Raw genomic sequence first — 24,374 nt, forward strand, 5'->3', positions numbered from 1 at the left:
TCTTGCGCGCAGCTGCACCTGTTTCAACGGTCGGCGAGCGCGAGATCCCGCAGCGGCGAAGTCACCGCCCGCCCCGCCGAGGCATCCAGCACGCCCGGCCGGTCCCAATCGCCTTCGGGCCGGATGATCACATAGGGATCGCTGTCCAGCGTGATGGCGTCCGGCCCCGGCTCGATCTCCAGCAGCATCTCCGTGTAGGAGAAATCCGAGAAGGTGATCTTGCGGTTGTAGCCGAGCGGCTTGGCGCCGAAATGCGCCCAGAAATCGACCAGCCGGTCCTGCGCCTGGCCGTAGATCTTGCGGAAGCCCTTGCGCTTCACATAGTCGACGCTTGCCTGCACCAGCTTGAACGAGACGCGCGAGCGCCGGTACTGGTGACGCACCGCAAGCCGCTCCACCTTGGCGAAATCGCCGAAGAAGCGCACCCGCAGGCAGCCCGCGGGCTCGTTGCCGACGAAGCCGATGAAATGCGCGGCGACCATGTCGTTGCCGTCAAACTCCTCCTCGAACGGACAATCCTGCTCGGCGAGATAGACCGCAGAGCGGATCGCGGTGACCAACATCAGATCGCTGGGATCGCGCGCAAGACGGATGGTGATGGCGCGGGAGTCGGGCTTGGCGAGAGGAATTCTAGTACCGTGCATCTGCAAAACTCCTTGCTTGGATGATCGCACCCGGCATGCGCATCGGCTGGCGATGCCAGGGGCGCTCGTAGCACCAGAGGTCGGGTTGGAAGCTTGGGACAGGCACAAAGCCGGTCGCCTTCATGATGTCGCGTCCGGCCACAGTTGACGGCTGCGCATAGCAATCGGCACCGCGAAACCTTAGCTGTCGCAGATGAGCCGCGGCCTTGCCGAGACCGGCGATACCGCGCCCTGTCGTCGCGATCGCCCAGATGTAGATGGCCGCGACGTCGTCTTTTGCGGACGCGAGATAGCGCGTCTCGGGCGCGGTGAGGCAGATCTCGTCGAGCAGCAGCGCATCGTGTCCGCGATCATTGAGGAACAGGAAGGCCATGCCGCCGAGCAGACGGCCCTTCCGGCTGAAAGTCAGGATGCTCTGAGGATCGAAGGTGAAATATCTTGCAAGCTCTGCTGAACCGATCTGCACGCCCGGCACCAGGCGATGCGCCATTTCCGAAAGCGCGGCGATTTCGGAAAATTGCGCGCAACGGACGTCCACGTCCGGGCTCAGCGGCAGCGCGTCCAAATCATGCCTTGCGGCAAACGAGCCTCTTTCCATACCGAGATCGCCCCTCTATCGTTTGCGACTTTCGTACCCCGCTATGAGGACGAGCTTAGCGGTTGGGGACCAAGAGTATGCAGCAGTTATTGCACCGGGGTGCTGCGATGATGCAGCACCGTGAAGAAGTCCTGGGTGCGTCCTGGGACGATTTGAAGCTGTTTTTAGCGTGCGCAAAATATAAAAGTTTTCGCAACGCGGCCGAAGAGCTCGGCCTCACGTCCACCACCTTGATGCGCCGGATCGACCGGCTCGAAGAGAGCATCGGCTGCAAGCTGTTCCTGCGCGACCAGAGCGGACTCACGCTCAGCGACGAAGGCGCCGCGATGATCGCCGACGTCGCGCATATGGAGCGTCACGCCTTCAACGTCTTCCGTCGCGCCGCGCGTTCGTCGAACGACACCGCTGGCACCGTGCGCGTCGCGGTGACGGAAGGACCCGGCAATTTCTGGGTCCTGCCGCGGTTGATCGATTTCCAGAAGACCTATCGCAGGATCACGGTCGATCTGCGCTGCGCGATGGAGCAGGCCGACGTCGCGCGGCTTGAATCCGACATCGCGATCCAGCTCGAGCCACCGACCAATCCGGATCTGATCGTCGCCAAGCTGGGCCGGCTGCACATCTATCCGTTCGTCTCCAAGGAGTACGAGGACCTCTACGGCGTGCCGGCAACGCTCGCCGACCTCAAGAACCACCGCATCATCAAGCAGAGCGCGCCGCAGGTCGATGATGGCGCCTACGCCCGCGTGCTCGGGCTGAAGTCGCTGGAAGGCGTCGTCGGGATCAAGACCAACTCCTCGGTCGGCGTGCTCTATGCCGTCGAGCGCGGCGCCGGCATCGGCTTCCTGCCGACGGTGTCGATCGCGCTCGGTGCGCCGCTCGTTGCCGTCGATCTTGGCGTCAGCCACCACGCCGATCTCTGGCTCACCTATCACAAGGAGTTCCGCACCTCCGAGCGGCACAAGATCGTGGTCGACTGGCTGAGGAAGATCTTCGATCCCAAGACCTATCCCTGCTTCCGCGACGAGTTCATCCATCCGAACGCGCTGGTGCCGATGATGACGGCCGCGCGCGAGGGTTTTGGGCTGACGGGCTATGCCGCGGCAACGCCGGCGTAAGTTTCAGCTCACCATTTGTATTCGAAGCCGACTGTGCCCTGGTGCGAGGTGAGCTCGTTGCGGAACTTGCCGTCGTAATTGACGTAGAGCCGCGCGACGCTGGTCAGGCTGAGCGAGGCCGAGGCGCCGGCATCCATGCCGTAGCGGCTCTCGCCGATGCCGGGGACGACGATGCTCTGGGTCCCCAGGCTGACCTGGACCGATCCGAGGTCCTGGTGGAAATTGTCGACGAACTTGCCGTAGGCGGACAGGTCGAGGATTTTCTGGTCGATGATGAAGTAGCGACCGATCTCGGCCCCGATCATGACGCGCGCGCGCGACAGCGCCGTCGCGCCGACGTTGAGCGGATCAAGGCCGCCGGCCTCCTGGAACGCCGCGCTGGTGGCGCGCACATATTCCAGCGCGCCCTTGGGCACGATGCGCATCTGGTCCTTGGTCCAGTAATAGCTGATCTCGGTCAGCGCACCGTCGACCGCGGCGCGATAGCCCGCGTTCGCAACGCCGAAGCCGGTGTCGCGGCTGGAACGGACCTTGCCGAATCCGTGCACCACCGCAAAGGCCCAAGTCCAGGGCCCCTTGTCGATGGAGCCGTTGAGGCCGACCTGGGTCAGGTCGAGTGTCGCCGACTGGAGCGCCAGCGGCACGTCGATGTCGGTGTGGCTCTGGTCGACCGAAAAGCCGATATTGACGCCGGGTGCGAGCCGCGCGCCGATGCCGGCGACACCGCCAAAGGTCTTGCGCTTGTCGCCGAGGAAGTCTCCTTGCGCATCGGTGCGGACCGAGATGCCATAGCCCTCGAACCAGGTGCGGTAGCGCGGATCTTCGGTGCTCGCCGATGCGCCGCCGCCGCCGGGATTGGTCCGGGATGCCCGGTTGATGCCGCTCGATGCTTGGTTGCCGAGGCGCTCCAGGAAACCTGAGCCGAGATTGAGCGTGCTGTTGCCGGCCGACTGGTCGTAGTTGGTCGAGGTCGGCATCGGGACCGGGGTCGGAGACGGCGTGGGTGTCGGGGTCGGCGTGGGCGTCGGCGTCGGACTTTGCGCGAGGACGGGCGTCGCCGCCGACAGCGTCACGATGAGCGCAAACGTCATAAGGGCAAAGGTCGTCGCGACCGCTGCCGCGACGCGGCGGACGCGGTTCAGCCCGATCGTCTGCCGTGTCCCTGGTGGCTGCGCGGTGCAGCGCATGACGACAAATCCCAAAGCAAATGGCGGCGCGCAAAAATGCAACAGGAGCGGCGCACGCATGAGGTGATTTGCGCCGAACTGTTACGGAGGGTCAACCAGCTGACGCCTCCCGACGGGGGGGATTGCTCCTGATTGTGGTTCCCCGGCCACAGGTCGAAAATTGCACTTGGGCGCGTCCGGTGCGATCTTGAAATTCGCGCCCTGCTTGCTAACGCGCGCTTTTCATGTTGCAATATTAGCCACAATCGGAATTGGCCGCTCGGCTGTGCGTTTCGCGACATTAAGACTCAAGACTCGAACAGACTTCCGGAAGCCCGTTTGTGGCGTGGCACGCGAAAAAGCGGCCGCGTCTTTTTTCTATCTAGTGGAGGAGACTAGCGATGCCGCAAAAGGGCACCGTCAAATGGTTCAACCCGACCAAGGGCTATGGGTTCATCAAGCCGAACGGCGGCGACAAGGACGTGTTCGTCCACATCTCCGCCGTCGAGCGCGCCGGACTCTCGACCCTCAACGAGAACCAGGTGGTTGAATACGACCTCGTGGAGAACCGCGGCAAATCATCCGCGGAGAACCTCAAGGTCTCCTGATTTCTCTCAAAGCTACGCGCGAGAGATCATGACGTTGCCCCCGGCTCTGCCGGGGGATTTTGTTTGGGAAGTCAAAAGCAACGTCGCTTCAGCTCACCACCGGCGAAACCAAAAAATTCTCCGACGGCCCGCTGCCCGCCGTCCTGCACACCTCGCCCTCGATCCGGACCTTGCCGGCCGCGAGCAGCCGCAGCGCCTCGGGATAGATGCGGTGCTCGACTTCGAGGATGCGCTCCGAGAGCGTGTCCGACGTATCGTTGTCGCTGACGGGCACGGCGCCTTGCATCACGATCGGGCCGGCATCGGTCTCAGGGATCACGAAGTGCACCGTCGCACCGGACAGCTTGACGCCGGCACGCAAGGCCTGGCCGTGCGGGTCGAGGCCCGGAAAGGACGGCAGCAGCGAGGGATGGATGTTGAGCATCCGTCCGTACCAGGCCTTGGTGAACTCCGCCGTGAACAGGCGCATGAAGCCGCCCAGACAAATCAGCTCGATGCCGTGCCGGTCCAGCGCGGCCTGCAGCACCTTCTCGAAACCTGCGCGGTCCTTGCCGAACGGCTTGCTCTCGATCACCTCAGTTGTCACGCCGCTCGCCCTGGCCCGTTCGAGCCCGAGTGCATCGGCCTTGTTCGAGATGACCAGCGAAATCTCTGCCGGAAAATCCGCGGCAGCCGCTGCCTTGATCAGCGCAGCCATGTTGGAGCCGCGGCCAGAGATCAGGATGGCGACGCGGCGCTTCATCACAGCGCCAGGTCGAGGTGGCCGTTATAGACGACGCGATGCTCGCCTTCGGCCGGGATCACGGTGCCGAGCTGCGCCACGGTCTCGCCGGCATCGGTCAAGACCTTGACCACCTTGTCGACTTGGTCAGGCTCGATGATCGCGATCATGCCGATGCCGCAATTGAAGGTGCGCAGCATTTCCAGCTCGGCGATGCCGGCCTGCGCGGCCAGCCATTTGAACACCGGCAGCACCGGCAGCTGTGCAAGGTCGATGCCGACGCCGAGGTGCTTCGGCAGCACCCGCGGAATGTTGTCGGTGAAACCGCCGCCGGTGATGTGGGCGAGCCCCTTCACCGCGCCAGTCTCGCGGATCGCGCGCAGGCAGGATTTGACGTAGAGCCGCGTCGGCGTCAGCAGCGCGCCGCCCAGCGTCATCACCGGCGCGAAAGGCGCTTGCGCCTCGAAGCCGAGACCGGATTGTTCCACGATCTTGCGCACCAGCGAGAAGCCGTTGGAGTGCACGCCCGACGAGGCGAGCCCGATCACGGCGTCGCCCGCCGCGATGTCCTTGCGCGGCAGCAGCGTGCCGCGCTCGGCGGCGCCGACGGCAAAGCCGCCGAGATCGTAGTCGCCGTCCTTGTAGAGGCCGGGCATCTCGGCCGTTTCGCCGCCGATCAGGGCGCAGCCGGATTCGCGGCAGCCCTCCGCAACGCCGGCGACGATCGCGGCGGTAGCCTCGGGATCGAGCTTGCCGCAGGCAAAATAGTCCAGGAAGAACAGTGGCTCGGCGCCCTGGACCACGAGGTCGTTAACGCTCATGGCGACGAGGTCGATGCCGATGCCGCCATGCAGGCCGGTCTCGATCGCGATCTTGACCTTGGTGCCGACGCCGTCGGTCGCGGCAACCAGCACGGGGTCCTTGAAACCGGCCGCCTTGAGGTCGAACAGGCCGCCGAAACCGCCGATCTCGGCGTCGGCGCCCGGCCGTGCGGTGGCGCGCACCATCGGCTTGATCAGGTCGACGAGGCGGTTGCCGGCGTCGATATTGACGCCTGAATCGGCGTAAGTGAGGCCGTTTTTGCGGTCGGTCATGCCCGATTTCCAGTGGGTTTGCGGCTGGTTACGTCGAATTCCGGGGACGCGCAATGGCTCGCATGGCGCCCCGCCCTATACTATGTAGATATCAACCGGTTCAGCCTCCGAGGGGGCCGGATCTGAGGTCAATCCGGGTGCCGGGAAGCGCCGCGTGAGTATTCCGAACATCATTACTCTGGGCCGCATCATGCTGGTCCCGATCATCGTCTGGGCCATCGTGTCGAGCCAAATGGAGGTGGCGTTCGCGGTCTTCCTGATCGCCGGTATCAGCGACGCCGTCGACGGCTTCCTGGCCAAGCGCTTCAACATGACGAGCGAGCTCGGCGCCCTGCTCGATCCGCTCGCCGACAAGGCGCTGCTGGTCTCGATCTACATGGCGCTCGGCATCTGGGGGGCGATTCCGCGCTGGATCGTCATCCTCGTGGTCTCGCGCGACATCATGATCGTCGCCGCCGTGATCGTATCCTGGCTGTTCGACCGGCCGGTCGAGATGAAGCCCTCGAAGGTGTCCAAGCTCAACACTGTGGCCCAAGTGGCGTTCGCGGCATTGGTGCTGGCCGCGCTTGCCTTCGGCTTCAAGCCGGCCCCCTATGATATGATCCTGATGGGCCTCGTCACGGTCTTCACGCTCTCGTCCGTGTCGCTCTATCTCGTCGAGTGGCTGCGGCACATGAGCACGATCGAGGCCAAATGAGTTGGGATGCGGCCCCGCAAAAGGCCAACTCCCGCTCGATCAAGTCGAATCTTTTCCAACGAGGCCGGCGCGCCGGCATGGAGCAAGGCAAGCGTGGCAGGCCGCGTTCATCCCCGACAATTGGCGTTTTCGCTTCCGCATGCGGAAAGCCTCAGTCGGGACAATTTCCTCGAGGGCCCCGCCAACGTGGCCGGCCTCGGCCTGATCGACGCCTGGCCGGAATGGCCGAACCGGATCATGTGGCTGGCCGGCCCCGAAGGCAGCGGCAAGAGCCACCTCGCCGCGATCTGGGCCGAGGAGGCTGGCGCCCGCTCGACCACGGCCAATGCCCTGACCGCCGCAGCGGTCCCGGGCGCGCTCGCCACCGGGGTGCTAGTGGTCGAGGATGTCAAGGCGAAAGAATTTGACGAGCGTGCCCTCTTCCACCTGATGAACCTCGCCCGTGAGGATGGCGCCTACGTCCTCTTCACCGGACGCGAGGTCCCGGCATCGCTCGAGATCGAGCTTCGCGACCTGCGCTCGCGCCTGCGCGCCGTGCCGGTGGTCGCGCTGCTGCCGCCCGACGACCAGCTTTTCCGTGGCCTGATCGTCAAATTCTGCGCCGACCGCCAGCTCACGGTGGATGAGAGCGTGGTCAGCTACCTCGCCACCCGCCTGGAGCGGTCCTCGGCCGCCGCCCGGCGGGCTGTGGAATTGCTCGACAGCGAGGCCCTGCGGCTTGGGCGTCCCGTCACCCGGGCGCTGGCCGCCGAGCTGCTTCGGGATGTCTGACCGGACCCCGCTCGCCTCCGAGGCCGCTTGACGCGGCGGAGCGGCGGAACATCAATGTCATCGAAACGTCATCGCTCTAACACATGCTCCCGCCGGTTTTGCGCGTAAGTCGCAAATTGGGGTGAACTGGATGGATCGACTTCTCATGGACTCTGCGCAAGCCCTTGAAATCAAAGAAAAAGCTCCGGAAACCGAGGGCCTGCCGGCGATCGCTTCCAGCCCCGAGCGATTCATCAACCGCGAGCTGTCCTGGCTGCATTTCAATCGCCGCGTCTTGGAGGAATCGGTCAATCCCAGCCACCCCATGCTGGAGCGGGTGCGATTCCTGTCGATTTCAGCGAATAACCTCGACGAGTTCTTCATGGTCCGCGTGGCCGGCATCAAGGCCCAGGTGCGCGAGGGCATTGCCGAGCGCGCCCCCGATGGCCTGACGCCGTCGGAGCAGCTCGCGCTGATCAACCGCACCGTCTCCGAGCTTGCCTCCGACCAGCAGGCGATCTGGCGCGACCTGCGCGGCACGCTCGCCGATGTCGGCATCGTGCTGGTTGAGGGCAAGGACGTCACCAAGGCGGAGCGGACCTGGATCGAGGACTACTTCCTCAACAACGTGTTCCCGCTGCTGACGCCGCTCGCAATCGATCCGGCCCACCCCTTCCCGTTCATTCCAAGCCTCGGCTTCACCATCGCGCTCCAGCTCACGCGCGCCGCCGACGGCAAGCAGATGAACGCGCTGATCCGCATGCCCGGCAAGATCGATCGCTTCATCCGCCTACCAGCCGAGGGCAAGGCCGTCCGGCTGATTTCGCTGGAACAGGCGACCGCCCTGTTCATCAACCGCCTCTTCCCCGGATACAATTTGCACGGCCAGGGCGCCTTCCGAATCATCCGCGACTCCGAGCTCGAAATCGAGGAAGAGGCGGAAGACTTGGTCCGCCTGTTCGAGACCGCGCTGAAGCGTCGCCGCCGCGGCTCGGTGATCCGGCTCGAGATCGACGCCAAAATGCCCGAGGAATTGCGGAGCTTCGTGCAGCACGCATTGTCGGCCGCCGATGACGAGGTGTTCCTGGTCGACGGCGTGCTCGCCATGAACGAGCTTTCGCAGCTCACCCGCATCGACCGTCCCGACCTCGAATTCACCCCTTACGTGCCGCGCCATCCCGAGCGGGTGCGCGAGCATGCCGGCGACATCTTCGCTGCGATCCGGCAGAAGGACCTCATCGTCCATCACCCCTACGAATCCTTCGACGTGGTGGTGCAGTTCCTGCAGCAGGCCGCGCGCGACCCAGATGTTGTCGCGATCAAGCAGACGCTCTACCGCACCTCGCAGAACTCACCGATCGTGCGTGCACTGGCCGAGGCCGCCGAGGCCGGCAAGTCGGTCACCGCGCTGATCGAGCTGAAGGCGCGATTCGACGAAGAGGCCAACATCCGCTGGGCACGCGACCTCGAACGCGCCGGCGTGCAAGTCGTCTACGGCTTCCTCGAACTGAAGACGCATGCAAAGCTCTCGATGGTGGTGCGCCGCGAGGGCGGCAGCCTCACGACCTACGTCCATACCGGCACCGGCAACTATCACTCGGTGACCGCGCGCATCTACACCGACCTCTCCTACTTCACCTCGGATCCGACCATCGGCCGAGACGCGGCGCGCGTGTTCAATTTCATCACTGGCTATGCCGCGCCGAGCGATCTGGAGAAGATGGCGGTGTCGCCATTGACCTTGCGCAAGCGCATCATCGAGCACATCCAGGGCGAGACCGCGCATGCACGGCACGGCCGGCACGGCGCGGTCTGGATGAAGATGAATGCGCTTGTCGACCCCGACATCATCGACGCGCTCTACGAGGCCTCGCAGGCCGGCGTCCAGGTCGAGTTGGTGGTGCGCGGCATCTGCTGCCTCAGGCCCGGAATTCCCGGCCTGTCGGAGAACATCCGCGTCAAGTCGATCATCGGACGCTTCCTGGAACACGGCCGAATCTACTGCTTCGGCATGGGCCAAGGCCTGCCGAGTGCGAAAGCGGCTGTGTATATCTCCTCGGCCGATATGATGCCGCGCAACCTCGACCGCCGCGTCGAGGTGCTGTGTCCGCTGCAAAATCCCACGGTGCATCAGCAGGTTCTCGAACAGATCATGGTCGCGAATCTGAAGGACAATGAGCAGAGTTGGCAATTGTTGCCGGACGGGTCCTCAACGCGTATGAAGGCCGCGAAGGGCGAGGAGCCTTTCAACGTCCACAACTACTTCATGACAAATCCGAGTCTGTCTGGCCGTGGAAAGTCGCTCAAAGAATCCTCGCCGCGCCGTCTCACGCGCCGGAACGAACGTCACCAATCCTGATCCCGGATTCTCGACGTGAAGCAGCCGCGCAAGCGCGGCGCGAGCGTCGCGGTCATCGACATCGGTTCCAACTCGGTCCGCCTCGTCGTCTACGAGGCGCTGGCGCGCAGCCTCATTCCAATCTTCAACGAGAAGACGCTGTGCGGCCTCGGACGCGAGGTGCAGAGCACGGGCCTGCTCGCGCCCGACGCCGTCGACAAGGCGCTGACCTCCCTCAAGCGTTTTCGCGCGCTGTGCCGCGTGATGCAGGTCGGGCGCGTGTTCGCGATTGCGACCGCCGCCTGCCGCGACGCCTCCAACGGCCCCGACTTCATCGCGAAGGCCGAGCGCATCTGCGCCGTGAAGATCGAGATCCTGTCGGGCCAGCGCGAAGCGCGGCTGTCGGCGCTCGGCGTGATCTCCGGCATCCATCATCCCGACGGCATCGTCGGCGATCTCGGCGGCGGCTCGCTCGAGCTGATCGACGTGCGCGGAAACAGCGTGCGCAGCGGCGTGACGCTGCCGCTCGGTGGCCTCGCGCTCCAGGACCTCGCGCACAAATCGCTCAAGCGCGCCGACCGCATCGTGCGCGATGCGCTCGACGAGGTGCCGCAGCTTTCCGCGGGCAGCGGCCGCACCTTCTACGCGGTCGGCGGCACCTGGCGCGCGCTCGCGCGCATCCACATCATCCAGAGCGGCTATCCGCTCCAGGTGATGCACGGCTATTCGATTCCGGCGGCCGAGGCGCTCGACTTCTCGCGGCGCCTGCGCCGGCTTGCGGCCGCCGACATGCTTGCCGACATCGAGATCGTCGCTGATGCACGCCGCCCGCTCCTCACCTATGCGGCACTGGTGCTCGAGCACATCATTCGGGTGGCGAAGCCGAAAACCATCGTGTTCTCGACCTTCGGCGTGCGCGAGGGCCTGCTACACGAGAAGCTGCCGGATTCCGAACGCAACGAGGACGGGCTGATCTGCGCCGCGGAGGAGCTAAACCAGCTGCTGTCGCGTTCGGCGAAGCACGCCCGCGAGCTGATCGCCTGGACCGACCGCCTCGCCCGTGTCGTGAAGCTGCGCGAGACCGAAGCGGACCGCCGCCTGCGCCACACCGCGTGCTTGCTCTCCGACATCGGCTGGCGCGTGCATCCTGATCATCGTGGCGAGCAGACGCTGAGCCTCGTCGTCAACGGCAATTTCGGCGCAATCACTCATACCGAGCGCGCCTTCGTCGGCCTGTCGGTGTTCTATCGCTACGCGGGCCTGAGCGAGGAAAACCAGCCGCCGGCCACCATGCAGAGCCTGCTGACGCCGGCGCAGCTCGAACGTGCACGCCTCTTGGGAGCAGCGTTCCGCGTCGCGCACCTGATCTCGGCGGCGCGGCCGGGTGTGCTGCCCGCCACGCATTTCCGCAATCAAGGCCGCAAGCTGATGCTGGTGTTCGAGCACCGCCTCGTCGATCTCGTCGCCGACCGCGTCGGCAGCCGCTTCCGCCAACTCGCCCGCCTGATCAACCGCGCCGGCTCGATCGTGCGGCGGTGACCCTCACCCCTCCGGGACGTCTTTTGAGCCACATGATCAGGCCGCTGACGAACAGGGCGAGAGGCGCGAATCCGGCGGCGAAGACCAACAGGCGTCCTGCGAGTCCGAACGCCGCGCCGTTGTGAAGCCAGAGCTGTTCGGCCAGATAGCGGTCCCCCATCGACATGGCGACCGGACTGCGGTCGTGCACGACTGCGCCGCTCCATGGATCGAGCCAGATCGCCCCCCATGCCCGCACGGCGGGATCAGCACCGTCTGGACGGAACTGCACGCGCCAGGTGTTGCGCGTTGCGGTCGGCGGATTGAACATAGCGATTGCAACGCCGGGCTTGGCCGCCTGCGCTAGTCGCGCGATCGCATCGGCTGGGAGCAACTGCGTCTCTGCCGAAGGCGGCATTTCGACCCGTGGCGAGCGATCAGGCGTCGTTTGCGACAGAAGACCAACGATGGGGCGCATCATGTCGGGGAAAACGATGCCAACGCCGGTGATTGAGATCACCAAGAGCACAAGCAGCGCCCAAAAGCCGGCCGCACTATGAATGTCCAGAACAAATCGAAGCAGCGAGACATTCTTGCGCACCGAGACCGATCGCCAGAAAAGACCCGGCCTCGGCCACCACAGGACGAGGCCCGATATGGCCAAACCGAGCAGCATGAACCCGGCCGTGCCAACGAGCTCCTTGCCCCACCACTCATAGAGCAGCAGCGTGTAGTGGAGACGATAGACCTTGAGGGCGAACGCGTTGACGTAGTCACGCCGCCCGAGCACCTTCCCATTCGAAGGATCGACCATGGTCGTCCAACGGTTCGGGTAGCGGCCAGGCGCGGTTTCGTGCGTATGTATCACGATCCAGACCGGCCAGGTCCGATCCGGCGCCAGGATCGTGGCAATCGGCGCTGGATCCGCCGCCGCGGCGGCGCGCATCACTTCCGATAAAGTGACCTTTTGCTCCGGACTAGCGGGAGCATAGAACGCTGGATTCAGCGCAACATCGATCTCCCGGTAGAAGGCAATAAAGCTTCCGGTGAGGCCTATCAGCACCACGACGAGGCCGCCGATCAATCCGAGCCATCGGTGAGTCCACAGCAGCGCGTACCGCATGCGTCCGGGCAGCATTCGGAAACGGGCGGGCGCGGAGCCGTCTTGTCTTGGCGCCCTGATTCTTTCGTCCATTCAGAGCACCCGTCGTCTGCGCCTGATCATGGCTCCGCGTCTGACCTCGGTGATGTTCGGAACGCGCATCGTCGTTGCGCGCATCAAAACAGACCCGGTTCAAAAATCCGTCGACATCGACAATAGCAGGGTTCGCGGCGTGCCTTGCGCCAACGCGGAGAAGCTCGCCACGCCAGCCCAGTAATTGGTCTCGAACACGTTCTGGACCAGGGCCCGGAGCGTGACGGGTCGGTTGTTGATGCGCGTGGTATAGCGCGCACCTAGATCGAGCCTGGTCCAGGCCGGAATAACTTGCGTGTTTGCCCCATCCAGATATTGGTGCCCGGTATAGATGGTGTTTGCGACCAGCGTCAGTCCGGGTGCGAACGGCGTGTCCCATTCGGCGGACAGATTGGCTTGCACCTGAGGCACACCGATCGGCGTCTTGCCGAGATTGGCTAACGTGCTCGTCTTTGTCAGCTCCGCGTCGATCAACGTCACGCCGCCAAGCACGCGAATGCCCGGCTGCACTTCTCCGAACACGGTGAATTCCACGCCGCGATTGCGCTGTTCGGCGTCGGCCCGAAAGACGTTGTCGGCCCCCAGCTGTGCCGACGGCTTGGTGATCTCGAACAGGCTGATCGTGGTCGCGAGCATGCCGAAATCGATCTTGACGCCTGCTTCCTTCTGCTTGCTGAAATACGGCGCAAGGACTTCTCCTTCATTGCTCGTCTTCGCCGGTGCGATGTCGCCTTTGCTGAGCCCTTCGATGTAGTTGGCGTACAGCGAAACGTTGCTCCAGGGCCTGACGACCACGCCGACCATCGGCGTGAGCGCCGTCTGGTCGTAGGCGGACGTAACGGCGCCCGTGCTGGTGTTGTAGTTGTTCGACTTGACGCCCTGTTGCCTGACGCCCACGGTCAGCTGAAGGCGCTCCTGGAAAATCGACATGGTGTCGGCCAGCGCAAGGCCGGTCAGCTCGGTATCCGACAGCTTCGGTACAGTCGCGGGAGCCGGAACGAGCTGCTCGGGACGAGCGATCGGCGCATAGATGTTGGACAACACCGGCGTCCCGGACACAGAGCCGCGCGAGATCTGATCCGTGTAGTAGCTGCCCTGGAAGGTCACGGCGTGACTGATCGCGGCTGTTTCGAGCCGGGCACGCACACCGGCATCGGCCACGTTCCTGTCGATATCAAATTTGAAATGCCCCGGCGCCGAAGTGGTGTTGCCTGCCGCGTTCAGGATCGTCGGCGTCCCAAACAGACGATCGACCTGGGTCCTGCCGCCACCGCCGTCGGCGAACACCGTCACGGAGTCCGTCACATCGTATTCGGCGCGCCCCAGCAGCGAGTTGTCGTGAACTTTGGCCCATTCCCAAGACTGCGTGACATTGCGCCGCCCGACCGGCGCTGTCGGAACCGCGACGCCTGTTGCGACCAGAAACGGCCTCGTGGGCGCGTCGAACTTTTCCTCCTGATCGATGAAGTCGAGCGAAGCTCTGAACTTCTCGCCGCGATAGTCGAACGCCGCGGCGCCGACATGCGCCTCCCGGGTCTGGTTGTCCAGCGGTGTATCGCCATTGTGATAGCTGCCGTTGACGCGAATGCCGAATTCGCGGTTCTCGCCGAACCGGCGGCTTACGTCGAGATGCGTGCCGAGCTGGGTATTTGTCGCGTAGTCGGTCGTGACCCGCGTGAGATCGATATCCCCAGCACGCTTTGGAACGATGTTGATGGTGCCCCCGACGCTGCTGTTTGGCGCCATGCCGTAAAGCAGCGCCGTCGGGCCTTTGATGATTTCGATGCGCTCGACGTAATCGGTGAACACGCGATAGTTCGGTGCAACGCCATAGACGCCGTTGAAGGCAATTTCTCCGACATTCCCCTCCCCGATCGGAAAGCCGCGGATGAAGAAGGAGTCGAGAATGCCACCGGTCTGACCGGTAAAACGGACCGAAGGGTCGTTGCTGACGACGTCGGCGACCGTGGTGGCCTGTTGATCTTCAATCTTCTTCGCCGTGTAGCTCGTGATGTTGAACGGCGTATCCATGAAATCCTTGTTGCCCAGCAAGCCGACCTGGCCGCCGCGGGCGACTTGCCCGCCCGCGTAGGACGGCGGAAGTGCGCCCGGCCTCGCAGCCGTGGGGGTTGCTTCCGCTTGCAACTTGGCCCGCTCGTTCGCAGGCGCGCTACGGCCAGCCCTTCGGCCTGGATTGGAGCGTGGACGTGCGCGCGGCTTCGGCGCATCTGCGGTGACGGTCACCGCCGGCAACGTGCTGCCCCGCTCCGTCTCCGGCACAGCGCTTTGCGCGTCGGTGCCGTGCAGAATGCCGTCGCTGAACAAGGCGATGGAGACCACGGAGACCGCGAAGGCTCTCGGGCTGGAGCACATCAGAAATGTTTTGATGCTAGCCGCAAGAACAGCAACAGGACGGCAAATCACTCTCGACGGCATCGCACCAGCTTCCGATTTCATGAACATGAACGTCGGAGGGACGTGCCGTGGGAACCTTCGTTAAGTCAACGAAAGCCCCCTTTATTTTCAATAGTTTATAATAAGATAAGCTCTAGATCGCGCGTCGGCTGCGAAGGATGAGTCACCGCACGCAACGCCCAAGCGCGCTGCGTACTACCGCGCAGCGTAAGCGAACACAATGCGCGCGGTTGTAGGAATGCGATGATGGGAGATTTCGGCTCTTGCGCTAAGCCCATGGCCGGTGATCGCTCGCGTACCGCGGCCAACGCTGCGAGCACATCAGTGACGTGCTCGCCTCTCATCGCTGGAGGGAAAAGCAAGACCGATCAGAGCGTCGAAGTTACTTTGCCGAGGCCTTGGCGTGCCCCTCGGAGGATTCGAGCGCGGCCGCGCTCAGGCTGCGCCGGCGCCAGATGGTGCCGACGACCAGCACGACAACGACGCCGAGCGCGGCGCAGAAATATTCGCCGCCTCCGCCGCCATGGGCGAACTGCGGCGGGATGCGAAGTGCGCCGAGCACGCTGTCCAGCGAGGCGCCGAGCGGGCCGTCGAACAGCATGTGCAGCTTCGGTGCGACGCCGGGATCGGTCGCAATCACCTCGCCCGCGATCCAGCCGAGCAGCGCCGCGCCGGCCCAGACCAGGACCGGCAGCTTTGCGAGCAGCGCCATGATCAGCGCGGCACCAGCGACGATCAGCGGCACGCTGATGGCGAGGCCAAGGATCAACAGCGGTACGCTGCCATTGGCGGCAGCAGCCACCGCAATGACGTTGTCCAGGCTCATGACGATGTCGGCGACCACGACGATCTGGACAGCCTGCAACAGATGCGAGGCGGACTCGACGTCGTCCTCGTCCTCGTTTTCGGGCACCAGCAGTTTTGCCGCGATCACGATCAGCGCGAGACCGCCGACGAGCTTGAGGTAGGGCAGCCCCATCAGGCTCGCGACGATGCCGGTGAAGATGATCCGCAGTATCACTGCGGCGCCCGCGCCGAAGATCATGCCCCACAGCCGGTGCCGCGGCTTGAGGCCGCGGCAGGCGAGCGCAATCACCAGCGCGTTGTCGCCGGAGAGCAGGATGTTGATCCAGATGATCTTGCCAACCGCGATCCAGAAGGTCGGTTCAGCCATCTCGTTGCGAAACTGGGTGAAGAACGCCCCGATCGTCGCGGGATCGAAGATCTGCCAGAGCCAGTTCACAATACGTCCTTTCGCCCCGTCGTCCTAACTTATCGGCTGATGGATCAGCCGACGATCTCGTTGCCCGAGAAGAACTGCGCGATCTCGATTACAGCCGTCTCCGGCGCATCCGAGCCGTGCACCGAATTCTCGCCGATCGATTTGGCGTAGAGCTTGCGGACGGTGCCCTCGGCAGCCTTGGCCGGATCGGTCGCACCCATCACCTCGCGGTACTTGGCGATCGCGCCCTCGCCTTCCAGCACCTGCACCACGACCGGACCCGAGGTCATGAAGTCGACGAGCTCGCCGAAGAACGGCCGCGCCTTGTGGACGGCATAGAAGGTCTCGGCTTGGTCCTTGGTCATGCGGATGCGCTTCTGCGCGACGATGCGCAGGCCCGCCTTCTCGATCACGGCGTTGACCGCGCCGGTCAGGTTACGCTCGGTCGCGTCGGGCTTGATGATCGAGAAAGTGCGTTCGATGGCCATAAGTCTTGTCCTTGGAAGGAATGCGGTGGTTCGGAGTTGCGGGGCTTATATCGGCGCCTTTGCCGGACGGCAAGCGACCGCCGAGGCGGCCGCATGGGCGCTTCGCCGCAGGCGTCGTAACCCGCGATTTCAGCTGATTACAACGATTTCACCCAGATGAACCGATCCTGAAACCCCCGTCAGGGTTCGGTTCAGCTTCGCGGGCGTAAGGTCAGGCCCATCGAAACCCAAGCCTGATTGTGAGGCAGACCGTTTCGGCGGCCTTTCCATCGACGCGACAGGCCCGCGCCGGCAGTTTTGAGGAGATCACCATGTTGAGGAAACTTTCGCTTGCCGCCGTTGCCGCGGTTGCGCTCGGTGCCGCGCTGGCGCCGACCTCCGCCTCCGCTCACTGGCATGGCGGCTGGCACGGCGGAGGCTGGCACGGCGGCGGCTGGCACCACGGCTGGGGCGGACCGCGCTTCTATGTCGGCGGCCCCGTCTCCTATGGTTATGGCGGCTGCTACGTGCGCCGGCTGGTCCCGACCCCCTGGGGACCCCGCTGGCGGCTGATCAACCGCTGCTACTGAGCCCGACAAAGCACCTTCCTGACAAAAGGGGTCCTATGCCCCCCAAGGCCCCCTTCAGGAGAGGCCCCGGCGTTCCCCCCGCCGGGGCCTCTGTTTGGGCGGACATGGGGCGATTCATACAACTTTGACGAGAATTTCAGACATTCCCCGCGAGTTGCGAAACCATTTTGTGGGCAATGACTTGGTACCGTGTCTTTACTTTAAGAGCATGGAACCTCGCGATGGCTGGGCCTTTTGCCAATGACAGCGTACAGATCGACCGGCGCACCAGCCGCTCGATTTGCGATGCCGTGGGCGAACGGCTTCAGCAGAATCTGCGCCCCGATCCTCACCTCCCGACGCACCTCGAGCAGCTGCTCAACGAATTGAAGCAGCGCGAGCGCGAATCGCACTGACCGGCGCATGAGCCCGAAAAGTGTGCAGCGGTTTTCCGACAGGATCATGCTCAAGCGATAACCACGGAAAAACGGGTTGCGTTCGTCGCGCCTTGCGGTGACAAGGCCGCATGCTGTCCATCACCGATCTCTCCATCCGCCTCGCCGGACGCCTTCTGATTGACCAGAGTTCCGTGCAGATCACGCCCGGCTCGCGCGTTGGTCTGGTCGGACGCAACGGCACCGGCAAGTCGACCCTGTTCAAGGTGATCCGCGGCGAGCTCGCGGCCGAGCACGGTTCGGTGACGCTGCCGCCGCGCTGGCGCGTCGGCAGTCTCGCGCAAGAGGCCCCGAACGGCCCCGAAAGCCTGATCTCCGTCGTGCTCAAGGCCGACCTCGAACGCGAGGCGCTGCTCGCCGAGGCCGAGCACGCGACCGATCCGCACCGGATCGCCGAGATCCAGACCCGCCTCGTCGACATCGACGCGCATTCGGCGCCGAGCCGTGCGGCCGCGATCCTCTCCGGCCTCGGCTTCTCCGCCGCCGATCAGCTCCGCCCCTGTGCCGAATTCTCCGGCGGCTGGCGCATGCGCGTCGCGCTCGCCGCGACGCTGTTCGCAGCTCCCGACCTGTTGCTGCTCGACGAGCCCACCAACTATCTCGATCTCGAAGGCACGCTGTGGCTGGAGGATCACCTCGCGCATTATCCGCGCACGGTGATCGTGATCAGCCACGACCGCGACCTCCTGGAAAGCTCGGTCGACCAGATCCTGCATCTGGAGCGCGGCAAGCTCACGCTCTACAAGGGCACCTATTCCTCCTTCGAGGAGCAGCGCGCCGCGCGCGAATTGCTCGATGCCAAGCAGGTCAAGCGCCAGGAGGCCGAACGCGCGCGGCTGCAGGCCTTCGTCGATCGCTTCAAGGCCAAGGCCTCCAAGGCGCGCCAGGCGCAATCCCGCGTCAAGATGCTGGAGCGGCTGAAGCCGATCACCGCGCTGGTCACCGAGGACGTGCGCGAGATCAGCTTTCCGGCACCGGAAAAAATCCTGTCGCCGCCGATCATCGCCGTCGACAACGCTTCGGTCGGCTACGATCCGGCAACGCCTGTGCTGAACCGCGTCACCCTGCGCATCGACAATGACGACCGCATCGCGCTACTCGGCGCCAACGGCAACGGCAAGTCGACGCTGGTCAAGCTGCTGGCCGGACGCCTCGCGTCGTTCTCCGGCAAGGTGACCCGCGCGGACAAGCTGTCGATCGCCTATTTCGCCCAGCACCAGCTCGACGAGCTGAACGAGGACGCGTCCGCCTACGATCACGTGCGCAAGCTGATGGGCGATGCGCCCGAAGCCAAGGTGCGGGCCCGCGCCGGAGCGATCGGTTTCTCCGGCAAGGCCGCCGATACCAAAGCCGGAAAACTGTCGGGCGGCGAGAAGGCTAGGCTGCTGTTGGGCCTTGCGACCTTCTTCGGCCCCAACATGATCATTTTGGACGAGCCGACCAACCATCTCGACATCGACAGCCGCGCCGCGCTTGCCGAGGCGATCAACGAATTTCCCGGCGCGGTGATCATGGTCTCGCATGACCGCTACCTGATCGAGGCCTGCGCCGAACGGCTCTGGATCGTCGCCGACCGCACCGTGACCAATTACGACGGCGACCTCGACGAGTACCGCCGCCTGGTGCTGTCCGCGCGCAACGCCGAAGCCCCACGCGAGCGCAGTCCCGCAAACGAAAAGCCGCAGCGCCCGAAGTCGGACAATCGCGGCTCGCTGAAGAAGCGCATCGCGGAAGCCGAAGCCGAGATCGCCCGCGTCAGCGAGATCATCACCAAGATCGACACGGCCCTCGCCCTGCCCGACATCTTCACCCGCGATCCCAAGCAGGCCGCGCAACTGTCAAAGGCGCGCGCCAATGCCGCCGATGCGCTGGCGCGTGCGGAAGAGCAATGGCTGGAGGCGAGCACGCAGTTCGACGAGGCGGCGGGTTGACCCTCCCGACGCGATTGGCTGCATCAAAACCTGCAAAACAACCCCATGCACAGGACCGGTATTAAAGCACCTTGCCCTTAGCGATTGAATTAAATTTCCTTTTGTGAGGTCGATTGGCAGGCCCGTCGCGGCATTGCCGGCGCAAATGCCGGCAGGGCTTCGACCCGCAAGCACCTTCCTGAAGAGGACCAGCGCCTCCGGGAAAGCGGCACTCAGAGGACTCGCCGGGCAGCGAGCCCCCAGCATCATGAGCGTGAGATAGACCGGCGAGCGATCCTGGAGACCGCTGCCGAGACGCCTCGCCGTCGTTACGCCAAGAAGGCATTGAGCTGCTCGAGGAGCAACTCAGGTGCTTCTTCCGGCAGATAATGGCCGCAAGGCAGGCTTCCGCCTCGCACGTCCTTGGCCTTGGCGCGCCATGTGTCGAGTACATCGTAGCTCGACCCGACAACTCCCTTGCCGCCCCACAGCACGAGCAGCGGGCAACCGATTCTCTTGTCGGAATCCGCCTCATCGTGGATCAGGTCGATGCCGGCAGCGGCGCGATAATCCTCGCAGACGGCATGCAGCGTCTCGCGGGTGTAGCACCGGCGATACTCTTCGAGTGCAACCGGGTCGATGGCGCCCGGCGTCTTGTTCTGCTTGTTGATATGGGTCTGCAGATAGAATTCGAGATTGTTGCCGATCAAGGTTTCCGGAAGCGGCGCCGGCTGAATCAGAAAGAACCACCACATATATCGCGTAGCGAACTCCTTGTTCACCTTGGCGTACATCGTCGCGGTTGGCGCGATGTCGAGCAGGACCGCCCTGGAGACGGTGTCCGGATGATCAAGCATCAAACGATGCAGAACGCGCCCGCCGCGATCGTGGCCGACAGCCTGGAAGCGGTCAAAACCGAGCGCGCGCATCACTTCGACCTGATCCCGCGCCATCTCCCGCTTGGAATAGGCGATACTGTCCTTGCCGCCGTCGGGCTTGCTCGAGTCGCCGTAGCCGCGCAGATCGGTCAGCACCACGGTAAAGCGCTCCGCGAGCTTGGGGGCGATCTTGTGCCAGCACGCCAATGTCTGCGGGTGTCCGTGCAGCAACAGCAGCGGCGGCCCCTCGCCCTTCACGAGCGCGTTGATCTCGGCCCCGCTGGTCTTGAGGCGCTTCTGTCGAAACCCCGGTAGCAACTTTTGCAGCGCGCTGGTCGTCACGGCATTATTCTCCTGAGCGAAAGTACCCGGCGCCAATATGGCCGAACCGAGGGCACCGGTTGTCAACGCGATCGACATCAGATGGCGGCGCGTCAACCCGGTCTCTGATCGATCGGAGCATGATTCAATCTGTTCGAATTCGAGCATTGAGATCTCCCCTGGAACATTCGTCCTGCGCGAAGGCCGCGGCCCGTATCAGGACAGCGACTTCATCAAGAGTGTCGCGATCACGATCATGATCGCGCCGCCGACGCGGGTGGCGATCTGGGCGAACGCCATCAGGCCCATGCGATCCGCGGCGCCAAGAATGGCGACGTCGCCGGTGCCCCCGAGGCCCGAGTGGCAGGCGGTCACGATCGCTGCCTCCACCGGATACATGTTCAGCCACTTGCCGACGAAGAAACCTGACACGATCATCGCCAGCACCGTGGTCGTGCAGATCATGATGTAGCCTGGATTGAAGGAGGCAACGAGCTGCTGCCATGAAACCAGCAATGTCCCCATCGCCACCAGGATCGCGAAAGTAAGGTTGGTCGACATGAACTTGTTGATCTGATAGGCGCCGAGCTCCATCTCGGCCGGTAGCAACCTGGTCAGCTTCAATGCCACTGCGGCGATGATCATCATGATCGGCCCGGGGATGCCGGTGAGCGGCGCCAAAATCATGCCGAGCACGAATAAGCCGCACGACAGCACTATGCCGGCACCGAGCAGTCCGAGATCGATCGGCTGGTCCGGCCGCGCTTCGCCGAGAATGTCGTCGTCTCCGGTTTTGACCAGCATCCCTCTGCCATTGAGGTCCGCCCGCGTCTCGCCAAGGCGCGCCAGCAGGCCTGCGCTGACGATCGCGACGACGTTGCCGAGCAGCGCCGCTGGGACCATCTGCGCCACAAGCTCGGCTTGCGACCGATGCAACATCTCGGAATAGGCGATAGACAGTGGCAGGACACCTTCCGCAAGACCGCCGCCGACGATGGGGATGATGACAAAGAAGAACGTGTCCTTCGGGCTGTGGCCGAACAGAAGCCCGACGGCGATGCCGGCGGTGACGGCCGCGATCGTGCCGATCAGGAGCGGAACGAACATGCGAATGAAGCCCTGAACCAGGACCCGATAGGGCATGCCGAGGATCGAGCCTGCGACAAGGCAGGCGATGAAGAAATACTGAAAGTTGGCGGTTCGGAACGTGGTCGTGATCGCCTTCAAGGCGGCTTCTGGCATCAGGCCGTAGCTCACCAGGGCCGACGGCACGAATAGACACAGGATCGCGGTGCCGCCGATCTGCTTCAGCACCGGAATGGTCTGGCCGAGCTTGCCCAGCAGGAAGCCGAGCAGCATCAGGACCGAAAGGCCGCCGATCACGTCGTTCGGCAGCTTGCCGGAATAGACGGCGGCGGCGCAGACGAGCGCGGCCGCGACGTAGATGCCGATCGGCAACGGGCCGACCTTGAGACGGGCCAGATGTGCTGCAGCAACGGCGCCAGGCGCTTCGGCCGGGCGATATGTTGTGTCTACCAAAGCTTCCTCCGCTGTTTGTCGTTTTGTCGTTGGCGCGCGGATTCGAGCCGCGCAAGGTCGTGCAGGTCAGACGATCCAGGGGTTCTCCGCCCGATGCCGCGCCTCGAAGGCGCGTATGTCGTCGGCGAAGACAAGCGTGGAGGCGATGAAATCGCGGCCGGTCAGGAAGGCCTCTTTCCTGTCCGGCTCGATGTCGAACCCGATCGAGCGGCGACCGCGATCGAACCGGACCGATTGCGCAGCAAGGTCGATCGTGACGTCATTGCGCGAGCTGTCGGCCACGACGCGGGCGAGCTCCGCCACCACATCGGCATCGAGCGAGATCGTCAGCAGACCGTTGTTGGCGCAATTGTCGTTGAAGATGCCGGCGAAGCTGGTGCCGATCAGCGCGCGAATGCCGAGCTGCTGGAGTCCCCAGACCGCGTGCTCGCGGCTCGACCCGCAGCCGAAATTCGGGCCGACGACGAGAAAGTTGGCGTCGCGATAGCCTTCCCGATTGAGGATGAAGTCGGCGTTGGGCTTACCGCCGCTGAAGCGCAGCAGGTTGAAGGCGCCCTCGCCCAAGCCGCTGCGGTCCACGCCCTTGAGGAACATTTTTGGCATGATGACGTCGGTGTCGACATTGGGCGCCATCATGGGCGCAGCCACGCCCGTGACCTGACCGAACGGAATCATTGGCGTGCTCCTGCCAGGAGAGAACGCACATCCGTGATGCGTCCGGTGACGGCTGCCGCGGCCACCATGGCCGGGCTCATCAGGTGCGTGCGCGCGCCAGGACCCTGGCGGCCTTCGAAGTTGCGGTTGGTCGAGGACGCGCAACGCTGTCCGGGCTTGAGCACATCGTCGTTCATCGCAAGGCACATCGAGCAGCCGGACTGCCGCCATTCGACGCCGGCCTCGGTGAACATCTTTGCGAGGCCCTCCGCCTCGGCCTGGGCCCTGACCTGGGTCGAGCCCGGCACCACGATCGCACGCACGCCATCGGCGACCCGGCGGCCGCGAAAGATCTCGGCCGCATCGCGCAGATCCTCGATCCGCGCGTTCGTGCAGGACCCGATGAAAGCGAAGTCGATCGGAACGGATTGAATGGGCAGGCCGGGCGTGAGGCCCATATAGTCCAGGGCGCGCCTCGCGGCCGCCTCGCGCTCGGGCGCAGCCTGCTGTCCAGGATCGGGAATGGTCTCAGTGACGGCGATCGCCTGGTCGGGACTGGTGCCCCAGGTCACGAGCGGCGCGACTTCGGAAACCTCGAGCGCGATCTCGCGATCGAACCGAGCGTCGGGATCCGAAGCCAGGATCAGCCAGCTCCTGGCCGCCTGCTCCCACATCTCGCCCTTCGGCGCGCGCGGACGTCCCTTCAGATAATCCAGCACCTTTTGATCCGGCGCGATCACGACGCCGCGCGCACCCGCCTCGACGATCATGATCGAGATCACGATCCTGCCCTCGACGCTCATGTTGGAGACGACGGGACCGCTGAACTCCACGGCATATCCGGTCGCACCATCGGCACCGATCCGCCGGATCACCTCCATTACAATGTCCTTGGGCGTCACGCCGAGCGGCGCCTCCCCCGTCAGGTGGATGCGCATCGTCTTGAGCCGGCGATAGCGTACCGTCGACGTCGCGAGATAGTGCTCGATGTCGGATGTCCCGATACCGTAGCCGAGGGCACCGAACGCGCCATAGGCGGTGCTGTGACTGTCGCCGGCCGCGATCACCATGCCTGGCATGACGAGCCCCTGCTCCGGAGCAACAACATGCTCGATGCCCTGCCGGGGGTCGAGGATATCAAAATATTCGATGCCGAAATCCCTGGCGTTCTCGGCGAAGTAATCGACCTGCCGCGCCGCGCCTCGGTCCGGCATCGCTCGGGTGCGCTGAGCCGCGGTCGGGTTGACGTGGTCGACGACCATCAGCGCGGCCTTCGGATTCCAGACCTTGCGCCCAGCCGCGCGCAGCCCGGCGAAGGCTTGAGGACTGGTGTATTCGTTGAGCACGGTGCGGTCGACATAGAGCAACACGAGACCGCTATCATCGAGATTGCGGACGACATGGGTGTCGACCAGCTTGTCGTACAGCGTGCGCGCGGCCATCGCGCTTTCCTCCCAGAGAAGTCTTGCTGCACCGTGCCGCCCATGACACTGGAAA

At 64.2% G+C, this 24,374-nt stretch carries 22 protein-coding genes; 9 read left to right on the forward strand and 13 right to left on the reverse strand.

Translation table 11 applies throughout. From position 1 onward, the window contains the following. Positions 1–23: 23 nt before the first annotated feature. Together XH85_RS26980 and XH85_RS26985 are read right to left on the reverse strand one after the other, a co-directional pair. Positions 24–644, reverse strand: coding sequence for a GNAT family N-acetyltransferase (locus tag XH85_RS26980; protein WP_128934235.1), 621 nt, complete (start codon positions 642–644; stop codon positions 24–26). Beyond that, positions 631–1,242 carry a hypothetical protein gene (locus XH85_RS26985; RefSeq protein ID WP_128934236.1) on the reverse strand — a complete coding sequence of 204 codons (612 nt, stop codon included), beginning with the start codon at positions 1,240–1,242 and terminating at the stop codon, positions 631–633. The genes XH85_RS26980 and XH85_RS26985 overlap by 14 nt, the downstream gene beginning before the upstream one ends. 77 nt (positions 1,243–1,319) lie before the next feature. Between XH85_RS26985 and XH85_RS26990 the strand changes: the two genes are divergently transcribed. Beyond that, on the forward strand, positions 1,320–2,360 hold the full coding sequence (locus tag XH85_RS26990) for a LysR family transcriptional regulator (protein WP_128934237.1): 1,041 nt from the start codon (positions 1,320–1,322) through the stop codon (positions 2,358–2,360). Between the two features lie 8 nt (positions 2,361–2,368). On the opposite strand, the gene XH85_RS26995 is transcribed toward XH85_RS26990, so the two are convergent. Further along, positions 2,369–3,547, reverse strand: a complete 1,179-nt coding sequence (locus XH85_RS26995; RefSeq protein WP_164940439.1) for an autotransporter outer membrane beta-barrel domain-containing protein — start codon at positions 3,545–3,547, stop codon at positions 2,369–2,371. Between the two features lie 380 nt (positions 3,548–3,927). Between XH85_RS26995 and XH85_RS27005 the strand changes: the two genes are divergently transcribed. Further along, positions 3,928–4,134 (forward strand): cold-shock protein, encoded by a 207-nt coding sequence (locus tag XH85_RS27005; protein ID WP_008551638.1) that lies wholly within the window; start codon positions 3,928–3,930, stop codon positions 4,132–4,134. Between the two features lie 88 nt (positions 4,135–4,222). Here XH85_RS27005 and purN read toward each other — a convergent pair whose 3' ends face one another. Beyond that, positions 4,223–4,876: a phosphoribosylglycinamide formyltransferase gene (gene purN, locus XH85_RS27010; RefSeq protein WP_164939733.1), complete on the reverse strand. Its 654-nt coding sequence runs from the start codon at positions 4,874–4,876 to the stop codon at positions 4,223–4,225. Next, complete coding sequence (purM, locus tag XH85_RS27015) at positions 4,876–5,949, reverse strand: phosphoribosylformylglycinamidine cyclo-ligase (protein WP_128934240.1); 1,074 nt, start codon at positions 5,947–5,949, stop codon at positions 4,876–4,878. Before purM ends, purN begins: the two co-directional genes overlap by 1 nt. A gap of 154 nt (positions 5,950–6,103) precedes the next feature. On the opposite strand from purM, the gene XH85_RS27020 reads away from it, so the two are divergent. The 4 genes from XH85_RS27020 (at position 6,104) to ppx (ending at position 11,273) form a co-directional block, all read left to right on the forward strand. Beyond that, positions 6,104–6,646 carry a CDP-alcohol phosphatidyltransferase family protein gene (locus XH85_RS27020; protein ID WP_128934241.1) on the forward strand — a complete coding sequence of 181 codons (543 nt, stop codon included), beginning with the start codon at positions 6,104–6,106 and terminating at the stop codon, positions 6,644–6,646. Positions 6,647–6,739: 93 nt separating this feature from the next. Then, complete coding sequence (locus XH85_RS27025) at positions 6,740–7,417, forward strand: P-loop NTPase family protein (protein WP_128934242.1); 678 nt, start codon at positions 6,740–6,742, stop codon at positions 7,415–7,417. A gap of 145 nt (positions 7,418–7,562) precedes the next feature. After that, positions 7,563–9,755, forward strand: a complete 2,193-nt coding sequence (locus XH85_RS27030; protein WP_164939732.1) for an RNA degradosome polyphosphate kinase — start codon at positions 7,563–7,565, stop codon at positions 9,753–9,755. Between the two features lie 15 nt (positions 9,756–9,770). Next, entirely contained in the window at positions 9,771–11,273 is a 1,503-nt protein-coding gene (gene ppx / locus XH85_RS27035) for an exopolyphosphatase (RefSeq protein ID WP_128934243.1), read from the forward strand. Here ppx and XH85_RS27040 read toward each other — a convergent pair. The 4 genes from XH85_RS27040 to ndk all read right to left on the reverse strand — a co-directional run bounded on the left by XH85_RS27040 (position 11,242) and on the right by ndk (position 16,572). Next, positions 11,242–12,336: a PepSY-associated TM helix domain-containing protein gene (locus tag XH85_RS27040; RefSeq protein ID WP_245473799.1), complete on the reverse strand. Its 1,095-nt coding sequence runs from the start codon at positions 12,334–12,336 to the stop codon at positions 11,242–11,244. The two genes, ppx and XH85_RS27040, sit on opposite strands and share 32 nt — an antisense overlap. Positions 12,337–12,546: 210 nt before the next feature. Then, positions 12,547–14,820, reverse strand: a complete 2,274-nt coding sequence (locus XH85_RS27045) for a TonB-dependent receptor (RefSeq protein WP_420837853.1) — start codon at positions 14,818–14,820, stop codon at positions 12,547–12,549. 424 nt (positions 14,821–15,244) lie between these two features. Continuing rightward, positions 15,245–16,105, reverse strand: coding sequence for a TerC family protein (locus tag XH85_RS27050; protein ID WP_091892872.1), 861 nt, complete (start codon positions 16,103–16,105; stop codon positions 15,245–15,247). 44 nt (positions 16,106–16,149) lie between these two features. Then, the gene (gene ndk, locus XH85_RS27055; protein WP_128934245.1) at positions 16,150–16,572 is read right to left on the reverse strand and encodes a nucleoside-diphosphate kinase; all 423 of its coding nucleotides are present in this window, start codon (positions 16,570–16,572) and stop codon (positions 16,150–16,152) included. Positions 16,573–16,883: 311 nt separating this feature from the next. Between ndk and XH85_RS27060 the strand changes: the two genes are divergently transcribed. The 3 genes from XH85_RS27060 (at position 16,884) to XH85_RS27065 (ending at position 19,506) form a co-directional block, all read left to right on the forward strand. Next, on the forward strand, positions 16,884–17,141 hold the full coding sequence (locus XH85_RS27060; protein WP_091893003.1) for a sulfur globule protein precursor: 258 nt from the start codon (positions 16,884–16,886) through the stop codon (positions 17,139–17,141). 221 nt (positions 17,142–17,362) lie between these two features. Continuing rightward, a complete protein-coding gene (locus tag XH85_RS45405) occupies positions 17,363–17,536 on the forward strand; it encodes a hypothetical protein (protein WP_164939730.1) in 174 nt (57 codons plus the stop codon). A 110-nt stretch (positions 17,537–17,646) separates the two neighbouring features. Further along, on the forward strand, positions 17,647–19,506 hold the full coding sequence (locus XH85_RS27065) for an ABC-F family ATP-binding cassette domain-containing protein (protein ID WP_128934246.1): 1,860 nt from the start codon (positions 17,647–17,649) through the stop codon (positions 19,504–19,506). Positions 19,507–19,814: 308 nt separating this feature from the next. On the opposite strand, the gene XH85_RS27070 is transcribed toward XH85_RS27065, so the two are convergent. The 4 genes from XH85_RS27070 to leuC form a co-directional block, all read right to left on the reverse strand. After that, on the reverse strand, positions 19,815–20,705 hold the full coding sequence (locus XH85_RS27070) for an alpha/beta fold hydrolase (protein WP_245473800.1): 891 nt from the start codon (positions 20,703–20,705) through the stop codon (positions 19,815–19,817). Positions 20,706–20,900: 195 nt separating this feature from the next. Next, entirely contained in the window at positions 20,901–22,223 is a 1,323-nt protein-coding gene (locus tag XH85_RS27075) for a 2-hydroxycarboxylate transporter family protein (RefSeq protein ID WP_245473577.1), read from the reverse strand. 66 nt (positions 22,224–22,289) lie between these two features. Continuing rightward, positions 22,290–22,898, reverse strand: a complete 609-nt coding sequence (leuD, locus tag XH85_RS27080) for a 3-isopropylmalate dehydratase small subunit (RefSeq protein WP_128934247.1) — start codon at positions 22,896–22,898, stop codon at positions 22,290–22,292. Continuing rightward, positions 22,895–24,319 carry a 3-isopropylmalate dehydratase large subunit gene (gene leuC / locus XH85_RS27085; RefSeq protein WP_128934248.1) on the reverse strand — a complete coding sequence of 475 codons (1,425 nt, stop codon included), beginning with the start codon at positions 24,317–24,319 and terminating at the stop codon, positions 22,895–22,897. Before leuC ends, leuD begins: the two co-directional genes overlap by 4 nt. Positions 24,320–24,374 lie beyond the last annotated feature (55 nt).

It is taken from the genome of Bradyrhizobium zhanjiangense, assembly GCF_004114935.1.
Classification (GTDB): domain Bacteria; phylum Pseudomonadota; class Alphaproteobacteria; order Rhizobiales; family Xanthobacteraceae; genus Bradyrhizobium; species Bradyrhizobium zhanjiangense.

Coding starts and splice junctions, on each gene's coding strand:
- leuD (WP_128934247.1), bottom strand. CDS start 22,898: ATGATTCCGTTCGGTCAGGTCACGGGCGTGGCTGCGCCCATGATGGCG.
- XH85_RS45405 (WP_164939730.1), top strand. CDS start 17,363: ATGGCTGGGCCTTTTGCCAATGACAGCGTACAGATCGACCGGCGCACC.
- XH85_RS27030 (WP_164939732.1), top strand. CDS start 7,563: ATGGACTCTGCGCAAGCCCTTGAAATCAAAGAAAAAGCTCCGGAAACC.
- purM (WP_128934240.1), bottom strand. CDS start 5,949: ATGACCGACCGCAAAAACGGCCTCACTTACGCCGATTCAGGCGTCAAT.
- XH85_RS26980 (WP_128934235.1), bottom strand. CDS start 644: ATGCACGGTACTAGAATTCCTCTCGCCAAGCCCGACTCCCGCGCCATC.
- XH85_RS26995 (WP_164940439.1), bottom strand. CDS start 3,547: ATGCGCTGCACCGCGCAGCCACCAGGGACACGGCAGACGATCGGGCTG.
- ndk (WP_128934245.1), bottom strand. CDS start 16,572: ATGGCCATCGAACGCACTTTCTCGATCATCAAGCCCGACGCGACCGAG.
- XH85_RS27045 (WP_420837853.1), bottom strand. CDS start 14,820: ATGTGCTCCAGCCCGAGAGCCTTCGCGGTCTCCGTGGTCTCCATCGCC.
- XH85_RS26990 (WP_128934237.1), top strand. CDS start 1,320: ATGCAGCAGTTATTGCACCGGGGTGCTGCGATGATGCAGCACCGTGAA.
- purN (WP_164939733.1), bottom strand. CDS start 4,876: ATGAAGCGCCGCGTCGCCATCCTGATCTCTGGCCGCGGCTCCAACATG.
- XH85_RS27065 (WP_128934246.1), top strand. CDS start 17,647: ATGCTGTCCATCACCGATCTCTCCATCCGCCTCGCCGGACGCCTTCTG.
- XH85_RS26985 (WP_128934236.1), bottom strand. CDS start 1,242: ATGGAAAGAGGCTCGTTTGCCGCAAGGCATGATTTGGACGCGCTGCCG.
- leuC (WP_128934248.1), bottom strand. CDS start 24,319: ATGGCCGCGCGCACGCTGTACGACAAGCTGGTCGACACCCATGTCGTC.
- XH85_RS27060 (WP_091893003.1), top strand. CDS start 16,884: ATGTTGAGGAAACTTTCGCTTGCCGCCGTTGCCGCGGTTGCGCTCGGT.
- XH85_RS27005 (WP_008551638.1), top strand. CDS start 3,928: ATGCCGCAAAAGGGCACCGTCAAATGGTTCAACCCGACCAAGGGCTAT.